Origin of the sequence: Bacillus sp. S71, assembly GCF_016625265.1 — a bacterium.
Classification (GTDB): Bacteria; Bacillota; Bacilli; order Bacillales; family Bacillaceae_G; genus Bacillus_A; species Bacillus_A cereus.
In genome coordinates this window covers 317,056-332,547 of the sequence record NZ_JACVUW010000003.1, presented here as the reverse complement: position 1 = coordinate 332,547, position 15,492 = coordinate 317,056, and the positions used below count along the sequence as shown (strand labels likewise).

Genomic DNA, 15,492 nt, shown 5'->3' with positions numbered 1-15,492 from the left:
ATGAATATGGAATGGGCTCTGGAGCTTCTAACTGAAATGAGTAGGTAAAGACGGTTACTTCACGTTATTGAAGTATGAAGTGAGCTAATGATAGCTAATTAAGGTGGTACCGCGGGAGCCTCTCGTCCTTTTTAAGGATGAGAGGCTCTTTTTATTTTGAGAAAGGAGGAGTTAGTGTGAGTGAAAAAATAATGTTAACAGGAATTAAGCCGACAGGTTATCCGCATTTAGGAAATTATATTGGTGCGATTAAACCTGCATTGCAAATGTCAAAGAATAATGAAGGAAAAGCATTGTATTTTATAGCGGATTATCATGCGTTAAATGCTGTGCATGATTCAGAAAAGTTCAGCAGTTATACGAAAGAGGTAGCAGCTACTTGGTTATCGCTTGGACTTGGGGAAGATATTGTTTTTTATCGGCAAACAGAAGTACCGGAAATTCTAGAATTAGCTTGGATTTTAGCTTGCCTAACTCCGAAAGGTCTTATGAACCGTGCTCATGCGTATAAAGCGAAGGTGGAGCAAAATAAAGAAGCAGGGTTAGAGATCGATGCGGGAGTGAATATGGGGTTATACACGTACCCGATTTTAATGGCAGCTGACATATTATTATTTCAAGCTACTCATGTACCAGTTGGAAAAGACCAAATTCAGCATATTGAAATTGCGCGTGATATTGCGACGTATTTTAATCATACATTTGGCACGACATTTACACTACCGGAGTATGTAGTGCAAGAAGAAGGAGCTATTTTACCTGGTCTTGATGGAAGGAAGATGAGTAAAAGTTACGGAAATGTAATCCCATTATTTGCAGAGCAAGAAAAACTTCGAAAGTTAATATTTAAAATCAAAACAGACTCTTCACTTCCAAATGAACCGAAAGAATTAGAAACATTATTTATGATATATAAAGAGTTTGCGACAGAAGACGAAGTACAGTCATTACGTGAAAAATATGTGACTGGAATCGGATGGGGCGATGTGAAAAAAGAGTTGTTTCGCGTTGTAGATCGTGAGTTAGCTGGACCTCGTGAGAAATACACTATGTATATGAATGAACCAAATTTATTATATGAAGCGTTAGAAAAAGGTGCTGAGCGAGCAAGAAAAATCGCGAAGGTAAATTTAGCGGAAATTAAAAAACGGATTGGATTTGAGAGGGGGCGCTGAGCGTTCCCTCGTTTTTCGATATAAATTATTCTTCATATCGATACGTAGAGCAAGGAGTTCGCACTTCTTTTCCGAACTTATTAGTTGCATATATGAAAAAATATGCTAATATAGGGTTACTTATTAAACATGTTTAATAAGTAAAATTAAAGTCACTTATTAAAGGTGTTTAATAAGTTGGCCCTATTCAATAAAAAAGGAGATGAATGTATGAAAACGGAGAAAGAAAAGATGGTGGCAGGAGAAATGTATATTGCGGATGACGAAGAATTGGTGGCTGATAGGGTGGAGGCAAAACGTTTAACACGCCTTTATAACGAGGCGATGGAGACAGGAGATGAGAGGCGTTTTACGTTATTAAATCAGCTTTTAGGTTCTTCAACTGATGGGAAAGCACAAATTAATCCTGATTTTCGTTGTGATTACGGCTACAATATTCATGTCGGAAAGAGCTTTTTCGCAAATTTCAATTGTGTGATTTTGGACGTTTGTGAAGTTCGAATCGGTGATAATTGTATGTTTGCACCTGGTGTTCACATTTATACTGCTACTCATCCATTACATCCGGTGGAACGAAACTCTGGCAAAGAATATGGAAAACCGGTAAAGATAGGTAACAATGTTTGGGTTGGCGGAGGCGCTATTATTAACCCTGGTATTTCAATTGGAGATAATGTTGTAATTGCTTCAGGGGCAGTTGTGACAAAAGATGTACCTAATAATGTAGTTGTTGGTGGTAACCCAGCTAAAGTTATTAAAACGATAGACTTATAGAAATCGTTTTTTATGAGTGAATGAATAAACAGATGTCGTATCGTATAGAAAAGGTGAAAGATGTTTCATATAAAGAAAAATAGTACGGAAAATCGTACGAAGACATTACTTACTTCTTGAAACGCTCTGTTTCGTATTTGTTTTGCCGGTTTTCTCGTTTGCTGTAAGTTTCTATCATGCCTTTCGAGAGGACTCCCACCTCTAAACGTAAGTGAAGGTGGTGAGGTGAATCGAAAGGAATATTTTATTTTCAAGAAAACAATAGAAACATACGTTCTGTTTTGCTATAATATCCTTAACAAGGAGGTGAATAAAATGACAAAGGAAAATCCGTCAAACTATAAAACTCTTCAAATTTGGATTAAAAAAGGGCATCGTATGTATTCTTATTTTCAAGAATGTTGTCATAACGCTAAGAACATGTACAACACCACAAACTTTTATATACGCCAGGTGTACACTGGATTAACACAAGAAAAAGAGTTGCAGCCTTTGCAAAAAGAAGTTCTGGATAATATTCATAAAAATATTGATAAGATGAATGACACACAACTTCTTGCCTATCAGAAGAAATTGGAAAAAGAGAAATTAAAGCCTAAAGAAGAACAGAAAGAGATTACATGTAATTTGTTTTCAGAACCTAATTTTGAAAAACCTTATGTAGATTACAACTTTCTAGATGCACTATTTAAGGCTATGATTCAAAATGATTATCGAGCTTTGCCTACGCAATGTAGCCAGTCAATCATGAAGGGTGTGTTCCAAAATTGGAAATCTTTTTTTGCTAGTTTAAAAGACTATAAAAAGAATCCAAACAAATATGCTGGAACGCCTAGGATTCCAAAGTATATTCGTTCTTCTGAAAAAGAGATTCTGTATACAAACCAAGATTGCATCATTAAAAACGGTAGATTTTTAAAGTTTCCAAAGACGAAATTGCAATTAAATATTGGGAAACTAGGTTTCACTGAAGGTAAACTGAAACAAGTTCGTGTGATTCCAAAATACAATGAATATGTAGTGGAATTGGTAATTGATGTTCCTTCTGAACAACAAATGATTGAAGAGAATGCTCGTTATATGAGTATTGATTTAGGGATTGATAACCTTGCAACCATCGTAACAAACACAGGTATGAAACCTGTCCTTGTTAAGGGCAAACATATCAAAAGCATAAATCAATATTACAACAAAATGAAGAGTCATTTTACAAGCATTCTTAGAAATGGAAAACAAACGAATGAAGGACCTTTTACTTCTAAAAGGATAGAAAAACTTCATCAAAAACGTTACTTGAAAATAAAAGACGTCTTCCATAAAGTTAGTCACCATATCGTAAAACTAGCTCAAGAAGAAGAAGTTTGTAAAATCGTTATTGGTCAAAACAAAAGTTGGAAACAAGAAACGAATATGGGAAAAAGAAATAACCAATCGTTTTGTCATATCCCGCATAATTTACTGATTCAAATGATTACATACAAAGCAAATGCTGTAGGCATTCAAGTTGTTGTAACTGAAGAATCATATACATCGAAAGCAAGTTTTCTGGATAACGACTTCATTCCAACGTATGGAGAAAATGACCAAAATACAACTTTTTCAGGAAAACGAATAAAGCGCGGCATATATCGTTCAGCAAATAAAACTTTAATTCATGCAGATGTAAATGCTGCGGCTAACATTTTACGAAAGGTAATCCCAAATGCATGGACAAATGGGATAGAGGGGTTAAGCGTGAAACAGCTCGCTAATGTGTTAACTCCCCTGACGTTAATCGTCCGTTAGGTCGAAACGTTAGAAACCCCCACTTCAAGCTTTGCTAAGTGGGGGAGTTTTCATTGCTTTAGAAAATGATGTATGATATATTGTCAACGCAACTTATTAAAAGTGTTTAATAAGTATGTTGATTAAGGTGGTGAGCGATTTGAGTGAACAATTTGTTACTCAAAAATCGATTAAAGAGACGATCCTTCGCGGCATTCGTACAGCTCTTCTAGAGCGAGGTAGTGCAACGAAAGTTGAACTTAGTAATACATTAGAAATCAGTTTTCCAACGATAAGTAAATTTATAGAAAAAATGAAACAAGACGGTGAAGTCACTTTAGCCGGTTTAGATGATTCAAGTGGTGGAAGAAGAGCAAAACGATATGAATATAATCCAGAATATATGTTAGGTTTAGCGATATTTTTAGAAAAAAATGAGACGAACTATACAATTTTTAACTGTTTAGGGGAAGTAAAAGAACAAGGCAGTACTTCAAGTGCATTAATCGATACGGGTCTAAGTGTATTGACAGAACATATAGAAAGTCTTATAGCTACGTTTCCAAAGATAAGTTCAATCTCAATTGGTGTTCCTGGTGCTGTCGATAATGGGCGTATTTTCTATATTCCTGGATATGAAAAGTTCCAAAATTTTAATTTGAAAAGTCACTTGGAGGAACTGTTTTCTATACCAGTAGTAATAGAAAACGATATGAATGCTGCAGTACTCGGCTATCATAAAAATACTGGAAACAATGAAAATTCCTCTCTTGTATATTTGTATTCAGGTCAAAATGGCCCAGGTGCGGGGATTATGGTAAATGGAGATGTCGTACGCGGAAGCACATTTTTCTCAGGAGAGATATCTTTCGTCCCGCAGTACGATAATAAAAATTTCTTGCAAGCTTTGAGAAGTGAAGATTCGAATAATCCAGAGGAATATAATATAGATGCTATTACTCGTTTAATAGCTACATGTATAGCTATTATTAACCCTCATGGATTCATCTTCTGTGATGATGAAGTGAACCAAATTGTAATAGATCAGATTGTAAAAAGTTGTCCGCAGTACATTCCGGCAGAACATATTCCGAAAATAACAGTGAGCAACTGGAAAGAAGATTATTTATATGGGTTAAAAAGCCTTGGACTTGATCTTATGATTACGAGAACAAATAAAGAAAATTAAATGAACTGGCAATGAAGCATCCAATTGCCAGTTCAATAACATAAAAGAAAAGGTGTCGATTATGAAAATTGAACATGTAGCAATTTGGGTGAATGATTTAGAAAGAATGCGTGATTTTTATAAACAGTACTTCGGTGGTGAAGAAAATAGCTTATATCACAATCCGAAAAAGCAGTTTGAATCTTATTTCATAACTTTTGAAGGCGGTGCGCGTCTAGAACTTATGAAGCAGGTAGGGATAGACGAGAAAGTACAAACACAAACAATAGGATATGCGCATATTGCTTTTTCAGTAGATAGTAAAGAAAAAGTGAACGAATTAACTAATACATTAAGAGAAGCAGGATACTCAGTGTTAAACGGGCCGCGTACTACAGGGGATGGTTATTATGAAAGTGTAGTAAGTGATCCTGAAGGAAATCAGATTGAGATAACAATCTAACATTATATTTACTAATAATTGATAAAAAATAAAATTTTGTTGTTCCCCAAAATGTGTACGAGAAACCTATTATTTCTGCAGAAAGGGGGACATAATGTTGAGTGAAATCATTTTTATTTTCTGTATATATCCATTGCTTGTTTGTATTGTTTCAATAGCTGGAGCATATAAAGTAGGTACATTTTATGTGATGCCAATAGTAACATTTCTTATTTTTCTTATGTTAAATGTTACAGTGCACGATCCAGCATTTTTCTTTTGGGTGGGCATGTATACTATTCTTTCATTTATTGTTTCTTATATAACTATCCTTTTTATAAAGGGATATAAAGTTGTAAAAAGAGAGCGTTAATATCATTTTGGGAAAATAGGGATTTACGGTGAACGATAACAACCTCATTTCACGTTGTAATGACGGGAAATGAGGTTGTTTGATTTCTATTTTTTATTGGAGTGATGAAAATCGCGAAGAATCTTCTCAATGACTGGATGAAGAGTACTAGGTAACTCATCAAGCGGAAAGAAACGTAATTCTTTTGACTCAGTTTTATCACATACAAGCTCCCCATAAAATTCTCGGCAAATATAAACAACGAGTACACCGTGTACTTGATCGCCATTTGGATAGATTTGAAAGAAATCTGGCCCTGAGTATGTACGGAATAGTTCTGGATTTTTAATAATAAGTCCAGTTTCCTCATATACTTCTCGCTTTAAAGCGTCTTCTAATGTTTCGTTATATTCTAAAGCGCCGCCAATAATGCCCCAGCGGTTAAAGTCTGTACGGAGCTGCAGTAATACTTCACCTTTTTCATTTACTATAATGGCGTGCGAACCTATTAAAATAAGTGGATGATTTCCTACTAAATTTCTCATGTCTTCAATATAACCCATGTTTTGACTCCTTGTTTTTAATAGTAATTAGGAAGTTCTTTTAACATTCTTTCTGTTTTACGTGCTGTAAAGGCTAAGTTATGATCATCTTTCGTTCTGAAAAATAATGTGCGTAAAAAGGTTTTAATGTTGGCACATAAAATACAATACTCATTAAGCGAAAGGCGTTTTCTAATTTGAGGAAGCCTTTTTATTTTTTTATGAATAATAGAAATTAACTCGTTTTGAGGAAAATCATGATACAGCATTGCTAGTAATGGAGTAACAATGCGTTCATCTTCGTTATTATGAAAAAGGTCAGATGGAATAAAGATTTTATTTAATAAACAATGAATTAATTCTTCGTACCACTCAAAGGTCGTATACGTATTATGAACAATTTCGGTAAAAGCATCAGATATGTGAGCAAGACAATGAGCCCATCCTTTATTTTCGATATAGCCCCGAAAATCCGTTTCTAAGTTTGTGTATGTAATGAGTTTATTTTTTATTTCTTCGATATCCTCCTCTGTACAAAAGTAGTGCGAATTAGCGAATTGGAGTATTAACGCAATTAACGAAACAGTGTAAGAACGTGTGAAAACCCCATCTGTATGTGGGGAGTAAATGTCACAATATAAATACTCATCACTTAAACAAGTTTGCAGAAGTAATTTCAGCTGATCGTCCATAAGGAATTCATGATGAATGAAATGCGCAAAACATTTATATATAAGTTGGTAACGAACGTAGCTATCAGTCGTTCCGATATACTGAAGCATGTTCAAAGTTAACTCATTTACGTCTATATGTTGCAGTTGCGTATAGTCATTTTGTTGTATAAGCTCTAACTGTTGTTGCAATGCTGTAATATCCAATGGAGAACCTCCTCCGCACTTTAAAGATGCGATCTTTTCTAGTATTCTATATATTCAAGGACAATCCTGCTCATGCAAGGAGAACGATTAGAAATTCGAGTATGATATAGATGAGGGAAGAATATGACGACGATAGAACAGTTAGAAAAACATTTTAAAATAAGAAGAAGTGCTTCTTCTATTATGATAAAAGAAAATAATGCAGAGGTTTTTACAGAAGAGCAATTAGAAGAGATGTTGCAATATTGCGTTGCTGAAGCTCAAAAAGATGGATTAGAAAAACTACATTTTGAAATCTCTTCAAAAAGTCCAAATTATGATGTGTATAAAAAATGTTTTGAAACGTATTCATTTGAATATATTACTGAAAACATGATTGTATTTAAAGATATATACGAAGTAGAAGATGTAGAAAGTGAAGTTGATTTTAAGTTAATTGAAGAAGTAGGGGAAGAGGCTTTTTATTCACTGTGGAATGAAGCGACGGGAGAACCAGTCGCTCATGATCAATTTGTGCATATGATGCTACAAGAAATTGGTGAGCAATGGAAAGAACATTGCTTAACAGCGAGTGTCGATGAAGAGCCGATAGGAATTGTAATCCCGCATATTGAAAGAGGTACGTTAGAAGAAGGGAAACTTATGTACTTCGCAGTTACTCCAAATATGCGTAACAAGGGATATGAAGCTGCACTATTTGCAGGTGCGATGTTTGTCTTAAAGGAAATAGGTGCATCTTATTATATTGGTGAGACAAATATGCAAAATGAGTGGATGAAGGATGTTTTTGAAAAGAATGGATGTCAGCTGCTGAGTTGTACTGAGCGGTATGTGAGGGAGTTTTAAGATATACCCTGGGACACATCTAGTGGGAACCCGTGTACAAATTTTGAACAAGTAAAAGAACTTTTCGCCTGTTTGTAAGATAAAAAGAAAAATGAGAACGACAAAGTAGATATTTGTATAATAAAATAGAGTAAGATTTGACTATAAGAGAAAGCGTTGGTGAAAGAATGGAGCAGCAAAGAAATTGGCTACAAGCAACTGTAGAAAGAATTGAAGATAATACGTTACAAATAAAGTGGGAAAATAATATAGAAGAAGTTCGTATTTATTGGAGTACTTCACCAGATCATATTGAAGAAAATGGAGAACTACTTGCAACTGTAAATGGAGGATTATCATATACAATTGAAAACCCGAGTGAAAATGAACGTCCATATTTTAGACTAGTAGGAAGTAATGGACAAGCAGTGACAGTAGCTGAGCGTAGATTGCCATTACAAGGTGCGTTTAACTTCCGTGATATGGGTGGATATGAAACGACAGATGGACGTAAAGTGAAATGGGGCAAATTATACCGTTCTGAAGAATTAGCAGGACTAACAGAGTGGGATATCGACTATTTACAAAAGTCTGGTTTAAAGTTAATTTGTGACTATCGTACAGACTTTGAGGTAAAGCATAAGCCAAATCCTGAGATTACAGGTGCTCGTCAAGTGTGCTTACCAGTTATGCAAGACTTAGCGAAAGACCTAAATATAAATGAGTTTTTCCAAGTTGGTGACCTTTCTATGTTAGGAAAACCAGGTGAGTATCTTGTGAAAATGAATCAAGATTTCGTAAGTGGTAACGAGGCATTCGTGAGCTTCTTAAACTTAGCGCAAAACCCGGAAAACTTACCGTTAGTAAACCATTGTACAGCTGGGAAAGACCGTACTGGATTTGGATCAGCATTATTATTACTTTTACTAGGTGTACCAGAGAAAACAGTAATGGAAGATTATTTACTAAGTAACGGTTTCCGTGAAAAGTTAAACGAGAAAATGATGGCCTTTTTAGGTGCAAAACTACAAAACGATGAGAGTAGAGCGATATTAGGTGCGATGTTTGAAGCACGTGCTGAATACTTGCAAGCTGCGATTGGTGAAATTCAAAAACAATACGGATCAGTTGAAGCATACGCTGAAAGGGCTCTTGGCTTTACGAAAGAGTCGTTAGAGGAAATGAAAGAGTTACTGCTGGAAGAAAAGTAAAAAGAAGGGAGGCTGGTTTTAATTAGCCTCCCTTTCTTATTGTTGTTATAATTAAGCTATGAGAATATAGGAGTTGAGAAAAACATCATGAAATACAAAGTTATATTATTCGACGTAGATGATACATTATTAGATTTCCCAAAAACGGAAAGACACGCATTACATAATGCGTTTGTACAGTTTGGTATGTCTACAGGGTATAATGATTATCTTGCAAGTTATAAAGAGATTAGTAATGGATTATGGAGAGATTTAGAAAATAAAATGATTACGCTAAGTGAATTAGCCGTAGAGCGATTTAGACAATTATTTGCAATTCATAATATAGACGTAGATGCGCAGCAATTTAGTGATGTATACCTTGAAAATTTAGGAAAGGAAGTACATCTTATAGAAGGCGCAGTACAATTATGTGAAAATCTACAAGATTGCAAGTTAGGTATTATTACGAATGGATATACGAAGGTGCAACAATCAAGAATCGGAAATTCGCCTTTATGTAATTTCTTTGATCACATTATTATTTCTGAAGAAGTTGGTCATCAAAAACCAGCACGTGAGATTTTTGATTATGCGTTTGAGAAGTTTGGGATTACTGATAAATCAAGTGTACTAATGGTCGGAGATTCGCTAACTTCTGATATGAAAGGCGGAGAAGATTACGGCATTGATACGTGTTGGTATAATCCGAGTTTGAAAGAAAACGGGACAGATGTTAACCCGACTTATGAAGTGGAGAGTCTGCTACAAATTTTAGAAATTGTAGAAGTGGCGGAAGAAAAGGTAGCTTCATTTTAATCATGCTGATATTTGTCGAAAAATCGATATATTGAAAAAATCGTTGATATATTGTGAGTTGTGATAGATATATTGAAAAAATCGTTGATATATTGTAAGTTGTGATAGATATATTTGAAAAATCGTTGATATATTGTAAGTTGCGATAGATATATTTGAAAAATCGCTCATATAAATTCATATACTAAGATATAGAACAAAAAAATAGAGCTACTATACAAGGTCATTCACGTGTTATAATGCGTGAATTAAATATGCGTATATAAATAGTTTCCTAGCGTGATGCGATGTCATGTATGATTAGTGTAACAACTAGAGGTGAATAAAGAATGTTAAAGTTTTTATTTGAGTTAGACAAGAATCTCCCGCAGAAGGATGAGCCACGGTATGATGCTTATTCAAAGGGATTTATCGAAGGAGATGTAACGATTTGCGCGAGTGACAGCGTATTTTTTCAAAAATCATGTATGAAGGTTGCAGAGCTGGGGATTTATTTAGGACAGTGGATGGAACAAGTGCAACATGGGCAGAACGTGCCTATGAAATATGAAACGGCTGACCGTGAAGAGGTAATTCTTGGTTTCTTCTATGAAGAGGATCATAATCAATGGAATGTTTTTTCCAGCTGGCAAGAATTTGAACTTCAAGAGCGTATAGCTACTACAACATTAATAGAGAGCGTTCAACGCTATTTATATGAGTTAAATAAGGAACTGCGCGTGATAGAATATCCTGTGACGTTTGATCAGTACTTAAGAGGAGAGCGAATGATGCAGCTTTCTTACAAACGACTGTGTGATAGCAAAGCAGATACGACACCGATAGAGGTTTATAATGGAAGTGAGCAAGTAGGTGTAGTAAGGGGCTATTATAAAAATACGCTGATGAGAGTGCTGGATTTTATTCCGAAAATTGGTAGTAATATTATTTATGAAATAAAGGATAGTAAGGACAATATTCGCGTCATTGCAAAGGATGTAAGTAGGCAGCGCCAAAGAAGGATTTTAGTAATGTACAAAGATAATCATGATGCAGAGCATGAAATACTTGTATGTGACGGAAAGTTATTGGATGCAAATTTCTTATTTACCTTTACATATAAGGCAGAAGAATATGTTGTTCATAAAACTTCATTTGGAATGGGAAAGTTATTACGAAAGGGCTATGTAATTGCAGATTGGAATATTCGTCTTGAGGAGGATATGTATTACATTGAGATGAATGTATATGATGAAGATTACATGCAGGATCGATACTTACTATTAGGCGTATTTCATGCGGTTTTATATGGATAATCAATAAGAAATACCGTCATTCTTCTTGGAAAGAATGACGGTATTTTTTATTTATCCTCAAAAATAAAAATCTCATCAATCGTACTATGTAATGCCTTCGCTATATCGTGAGCAAGTTGTAAGGAAGGATTGTATTTACCTTTTTCGAGATGACTAATTGTTTCACGTCGCACACCAACGCTCTTTGCTAAATCTTCTTGTGTCATGTTCAATTTGGCGCGGTATTCTTTTATCCTCGTTACGAACGCCATGGTGCATCTTCCATTTCATCAACAGGTTTATCATAAAAGAACATAGAAAAACCGAACGTAAGAATGAGTGTGCCGAAAATAAGAGCGATATCAATTTCTTGTAGCGCCGGGTTTGGAAATAACATTTCAATAAATATAATGATAGCGGTAGTTAGTAATGTAACGATAAATGCATTGCGACACGATTTATTGACAATTTGTTCAAACAGTTCATCGTGTTGAACTGTTCTATACGATGTGAAAAAGGAGAAGAAACAGAACATAGTAAACAATCCTTTTTCATAAAAAAATCCGAGGAAACCGAAGAAACCGAGAAATCCTAAATATTTTATCCAAGTTGTTTTCATGATAGGTCCTCCTTACGTTGTTAGAAATAAGTCACGTTATGTTACAAATATATCACAATTGGATAGGAATGGTAATAATAGTTTTCCAGTTTGCTTCATAATAATAGTAAAAAGAGGAAATATGCTGCGAAATAAAGAGGATAATATTGTAAAATGGTTGTAAGGAGGGGGAGGAAGAAATGCTAACTTGGATCATGATCGTTGTATTACTTGTAGTGATTACTGTCATTGCGACGGTGTTAATTGGGCGGAATGGTGATGCAAATTATAGCAAAGCGACAAAGGGGAATATTAAACGATTAACAATGATTTATATTATACTAGCTGTCGTTTTAGTTGTTGGATTAGGGGTGTATATTTATTTTAAAGGTTAAATAAACTGAAAAATGTAAAAATCTTAAAATAGAAGTATGCTATAATATCAATATAGTTATTTGGTAATTAAGGAAAGGATTGGATGGAATGATTGAAATTACGAATGTGTCAAAAAGTTATAATGGGTCTACCTATGCAGTAAAAGATTTAAGTTTATCTGTACCTAGCGGCGAAATCTTTGGATTTTTAGGACCGAATGGTGCGGGTAAATCCACGACAATTAAGATGATTACTGGCATTCACGGGGTGGACAAAGGGACTATTACGATTAACGGAAAAAATATTATGGAAGAGCCGATGGAAGCGAAGAAGACGTTTGGTTATGTGCCGGATAGCCCAGATATGTTTTTACGTTTAAAAGGAATTGAATATTTAAACTTTATGGCTGATATGTATGAAGTGCCGAAAGAAGTAAGACAAGAACGAATAGAGTCTTTAGCGAAGAAGTTTGATCTTTATAATGCATTATCTGATCAAATTCAAAGTTATTCGCACGGTATGAGACAAAAAATCGTTATTATTGGTGTGCTCGTGCATGAGCCAGATGTATGGATTTTAGATGAACCGTTAACAGGGCTTGATCCGAAATCTGCATATATTTTAAAAGAAATGATGAGAGAACATGCGGATAAAGGAAAGATTGTATTTTTCTCTACACATGTATTAGAAGTAGCGGAAAAAATATGTGACCGGGTTGCTATTATTAATAAGGGGAATTTGCAGTTTAAAGGAAATTTAGATGAAATGAGAGATCATTTTAAATCCAATGAATCACTTGAAAAAATGTTCTTGGAGATGACGGGCAATGAGTAAAATTTGGACGTTAACGAAGGTACTATTAAAGTTAAATTACGCAGATTTTATAGCAGATAAGAAGAAGCGATGGGCGTATGTATTTTCATTTGCAGCTATTTTATTTGTTGGATTTTTAATATTTGGTTCGATGACGCACGGAATGTATGAAGGTCTGAAACAATTAGGGCAAGGGCCGGGAATGATTATTGCAATGGGACTTGCGATTGCGAGTATATGGGTATTTTTAATGAGTATAACGAACATTTTAACTGTATTTTACTACAGCAATGATATTGAAATGTTACTGCCGTTACCATTAAAACCAGCGCAAATTATTTCGGCAAAATTTTTAACGGTATTAATTACACAATACGTAATGAGTTCATTTATTTTATTACCAATCTTCATTACGTACGGTTTAAAAAGTGGCGCATTTATTACATATTACATATATATGATTTTTATTTACTTACTCTTCCCAATCGTGCCGTTAGTATTAGCTTCGTTACTGATGACAATTATTATGAGGTATACAAATATAGCGAAAAATAAAGATCGAGGAAATATATTTATTGGAATCGTAAGTATATTATTTATTGTAGGAATTAACGTATTTATGCAGTGGAGAAATAAAAGTGCGTTTTCTGGAGATGGGGCTGCGGAATACCTTGTAAATAATCAATCTTCTCTTTTAGTACAAATGACAAATTATTTTCCAACTACATATTTTGGAGCAGTGGCATTAGTAGAAAATGCAAATTGGAAGGGACCTTTATATGTAATAATCTTTGCAGTTATTTCATTTGTCTTCTTTGTGTTGTTTTATTACATAGCAGAGCGTACATATTTAAAAGGGGTTATTGGACTTTCAACGAGTACAGCAAAGAAACAAGTTATTTCGGCGGAAGGTTTACAGAAATCAACAGTACAAAGTTCGCATTTAAAAGCGTATGTGAAAAAAGAATTTAAAACGTTATTCCGTACACCACAATTTTTCTTAAATTGCATTGTACAAACTTTCGTTATGCCAATTATGTTGTTCTTTATTTTATTTGTGCAAGATGGAAACTTAAAGTTTATTACAGAGCATATTAACAATCCAGAGACAACAGGATTTGCAATTGGTGTTGGTCTTTGTGCATCGTTATTTTTAATGGGTAGTAACGTCATTGCAACAACGTCATTTTCGCGAGATGGAAGCTCTTGGTTTGTGAATCGTTATTTACCAGTAAAGGCTTCGGATATCTTTTTTGCGAAAGCAATCACTGCTTGGTTAATTAATGTAATCATTTTAGCAGTATTCGGTATTACGATGGCAGTTGTAGCTGGGATTTCTCCAGTCTTCATGATACTGTGGTTTTTACTAAGTGCGAATGGGTTACTGTTAATTAATTTAATCGGAACACGCTGGGACGCACAAACTGCAGATATTCATTGGGATACAGAGCAGAAATTATTTAAAAGTCGATATACAACTTTATGGAATTTTTTAGCTAATATTTTAATAGCTTTAATCATTGTGGGGGGAGTAAGTGTATTATACTTCTTCCTTCATGTCGGACTGTGGGTTATGTTTATCGTTTTATTTGTAATGTTTACGATTGTAAATTATATCTTTATTAAAATGTTAAAATTAGGTGCTGAACGTATACTGTCAAATATTCAATAAGAAGATAGATCCTCTGTATTCATGCAGGGGATCTGTGTATAGATGGAGGAGAAAAAGGTGAAGAAAATAGCAATTGTAACAGGGGCAACTCGTCTGAATGGAATTGGTGCAGCTGTATGCAAGGTGCTTGCTCAAAAGGGGATAGACATTTTTTTCACGTACTGGCCAAAGTATGATAAAGCGATGCCATGGGGAATGAGTGATCAAGAACCCTTTTTGCTGAAAAAGGAAATTGAAAGTTACGATGTTCGATGTGAAATGGCAGAAATCAATTTATCGCAGTCTTATTCGCCAAATCGTTTGTTTTATATGGTATCAGAACGGTTAGGTGATCCATCTATTCTAGTTAATAATGCAGTATATTCTACTCATACGAGAATTGAGGAATTAGATGTAGAGCAGTTGGATAAACATTATACAGTTAATGTTCGGGCTACTATGCTATTAAGTTCATTGTTTATAAAACATTATTCACTTAAAACGGGCGGGAGTATTATTAATCTTACTTCAGGACAGTCAGTAGGTCCAATGCCAGATGAACTAGCATATGCAGCAACGAAAGGGGCAATTGAAGCATTTACAAAGTCAGTAGCACCAGTTGCGATGGAGAAGGGGATTACAGTGAATGCTGTAGATCCAGGACCGACGAATACAGGATGGATTACAGAGGAGCTGAAGCATCATTTAGTATGGAAGTTCCCGCAAGGTAAAGTAGGAGAACCGGTGGATGCTGCGCGCTTAATTTCTTTTTTAGTAAGTGAAGAAGCGAAATGGGTTACTGGGCAAGTCATTCACTCGAATGGTGGTTATTCATAAAAATATTATGTTAAC

At 34.8% G+C, this 15,492-nt stretch carries 18 protein-coding genes and 1 other annotated feature (1 of these 19 only partly in view); of the genes, 14 read left to right on the top strand and 4 right to left on the bottom strand.

The genetic code is table 11. From position 1 onward, the window contains the following. Positions 1–133, top strand: a binding site (T-box leader) (it extends 75 nt beyond the left edge of the window). Positions 134–176: 43 nt separating this feature from the next. From IBT51_RS08610 to IBT51_RS08585, 6 genes are all read left to right on the top strand, one after another. Continuing rightward, positions 177–1,175, top strand: coding sequence for a tryptophan--tRNA ligase (locus tag IBT51_RS08610; protein ID WP_088025254.1), 999 nt, complete (start codon positions 177–179; stop codon positions 1,173–1,175). A 210-nt stretch (positions 1,176–1,385) separates the two neighbouring features. After that, positions 1,386–1,949 carry a maltose O-acetyltransferase gene (locus IBT51_RS08605; RefSeq protein WP_000845630.1) on the top strand — a complete coding sequence of 188 codons (564 nt, stop codon included), beginning with the start codon at positions 1,386–1,388 and terminating at the stop codon, positions 1,947–1,949. Between the two features lie 315 nt (positions 1,950–2,264). Then, on the top strand, positions 2,265–3,734 hold the full coding sequence (locus IBT51_RS08600) for an RNA-guided endonuclease InsQ/TnpB family protein (protein WP_200458142.1): 1,470 nt from the start codon (positions 2,265–2,267) through the stop codon (positions 3,732–3,734). A gap of 139 nt (positions 3,735–3,873) precedes the next feature. Next, positions 3,874–4,902 carry an ROK family transcriptional regulator gene (locus IBT51_RS08595; protein ID WP_000003038.1) on the top strand — a complete coding sequence of 343 codons (1,029 nt, stop codon included), beginning with the start codon at positions 3,874–3,876 and terminating at the stop codon, positions 4,900–4,902. Positions 4,903–4,963: 61 nt separating this feature from the next. Then, positions 4,964–5,344, top strand: coding sequence for a VOC family protein (locus IBT51_RS08590; RefSeq protein WP_000687573.1), 381 nt, complete (start codon positions 4,964–4,966; stop codon positions 5,342–5,344). A 97-nt stretch (positions 5,345–5,441) separates the two neighbouring features. Continuing rightward, on the top strand, positions 5,442–5,696 hold the full coding sequence (locus IBT51_RS08585; protein ID WP_001289515.1) for a YbeF family protein: 255 nt from the start codon (positions 5,442–5,444) through the stop codon (positions 5,694–5,696). A gap of 86 nt (positions 5,697–5,782) precedes the next feature. On the opposite strand, the gene IBT51_RS08580 is transcribed toward IBT51_RS08585, so the two are convergent. Both IBT51_RS08580 and IBT51_RS08575 read right to left on the bottom strand, forming a co-directional pair. Beyond that, positions 5,783–6,238, bottom strand: a complete 456-nt coding sequence (locus IBT51_RS08580; protein WP_063220409.1) for an NUDIX hydrolase — start codon at positions 6,236–6,238, stop codon at positions 5,783–5,785. A 17-nt stretch (positions 6,239–6,255) separates the two neighbouring features. After that, complete coding sequence (locus tag IBT51_RS08575) at positions 6,256–7,095, bottom strand: DUF2785 domain-containing protein (protein WP_000355450.1); 840 nt, start codon at positions 7,093–7,095, stop codon at positions 6,256–6,258. Positions 7,096–7,218: 123 nt separating this feature from the next. Between IBT51_RS08575 and IBT51_RS08570 the strand changes: the two genes are divergently transcribed. The 4 genes from IBT51_RS08570 to IBT51_RS08555 all read left to right on the top strand — a co-directional run bounded on the left by IBT51_RS08570 (position 7,219) and on the right by IBT51_RS08555 (position 11,224). Then, entirely contained in the window at positions 7,219–7,941 is a 723-nt protein-coding gene (locus tag IBT51_RS08570) for a GNAT family N-acetyltransferase (protein WP_200458143.1), read from the top strand. A 167-nt stretch (positions 7,942–8,108) separates the two neighbouring features. Next, complete coding sequence (locus IBT51_RS08565; protein ID WP_088022264.1) at positions 8,109–9,131, top strand: tyrosine-protein phosphatase; 1,023 nt, start codon at positions 8,109–8,111, stop codon at positions 9,129–9,131. Positions 9,132–9,218: 87 nt separating this feature from the next. Continuing rightward, complete coding sequence (locus IBT51_RS08560; protein ID WP_090977561.1) at positions 9,219–9,929, top strand: YjjG family noncanonical pyrimidine nucleotidase; 711 nt, start codon at positions 9,219–9,221, stop codon at positions 9,927–9,929. 329 nt (positions 9,930–10,258) lie between these two features. Next, positions 10,259–11,224, top strand: coding sequence for a tubby C-terminal domain-like protein (locus IBT51_RS08555; RefSeq protein WP_200458144.1), 966 nt, complete (start codon positions 10,259–10,261; stop codon positions 11,222–11,224). A 47-nt stretch (positions 11,225–11,271) separates the two neighbouring features. On the opposite strand, the gene IBT51_RS08550 is transcribed toward IBT51_RS08555, so the two are convergent. Then, on the bottom strand, positions 11,272–11,475 hold the full coding sequence (locus tag IBT51_RS08550) for a helix-turn-helix transcriptional regulator (protein ID WP_016122876.1): 204 nt from the start codon (positions 11,473–11,475) through the stop codon (positions 11,272–11,274). After that, positions 11,463–11,822 carry a DUF3796 domain-containing protein gene (locus IBT51_RS08545; protein WP_000859208.1) on the bottom strand — a complete coding sequence of 120 codons (360 nt, stop codon included), beginning with the start codon at positions 11,820–11,822 and terminating at the stop codon, positions 11,463–11,465. Before IBT51_RS08545 ends, IBT51_RS08550 begins: the two co-directional genes overlap by 13 nt. Positions 11,823–12,001: 179 nt before the next feature. On the opposite strand from IBT51_RS08545, the gene IBT51_RS08540 reads away from it, so the two are divergent. The 4 genes from IBT51_RS08540 to IBT51_RS08525 all read left to right on the top strand — a co-directional run bounded on the left by IBT51_RS08540 (position 12,002) and on the right by IBT51_RS08525 (position 15,477). Then, positions 12,002–12,196, top strand: coding sequence for a hypothetical protein (locus IBT51_RS08540; protein ID WP_000958863.1), 195 nt, complete (start codon positions 12,002–12,004; stop codon positions 12,194–12,196). Positions 12,197–12,284: 88 nt separating this feature from the next. Continuing rightward, positions 12,285–13,010, top strand: coding sequence for an ABC transporter ATP-binding protein (locus IBT51_RS08535; RefSeq protein ID WP_000570204.1), 726 nt, complete (start codon positions 12,285–12,287; stop codon positions 13,008–13,010). Continuing rightward, on the top strand, positions 13,003–14,661 hold the full coding sequence (locus IBT51_RS08530; RefSeq protein WP_200458145.1) for a putative ABC transporter permease subunit: 1,659 nt from the start codon (positions 13,003–13,005) through the stop codon (positions 14,659–14,661). Before IBT51_RS08535 ends, IBT51_RS08530 begins: the two co-directional genes overlap by 8 nt. Positions 14,662–14,718: 57 nt before the next feature. Further along, positions 14,719–15,477: an SDR family oxidoreductase gene (locus IBT51_RS08525; protein ID WP_000716965.1), complete on the top strand. Its 759-nt coding sequence runs from the start codon at positions 14,719–14,721 to the stop codon at positions 15,475–15,477. Positions 15,478–15,492 lie beyond the last annotated feature (15 nt).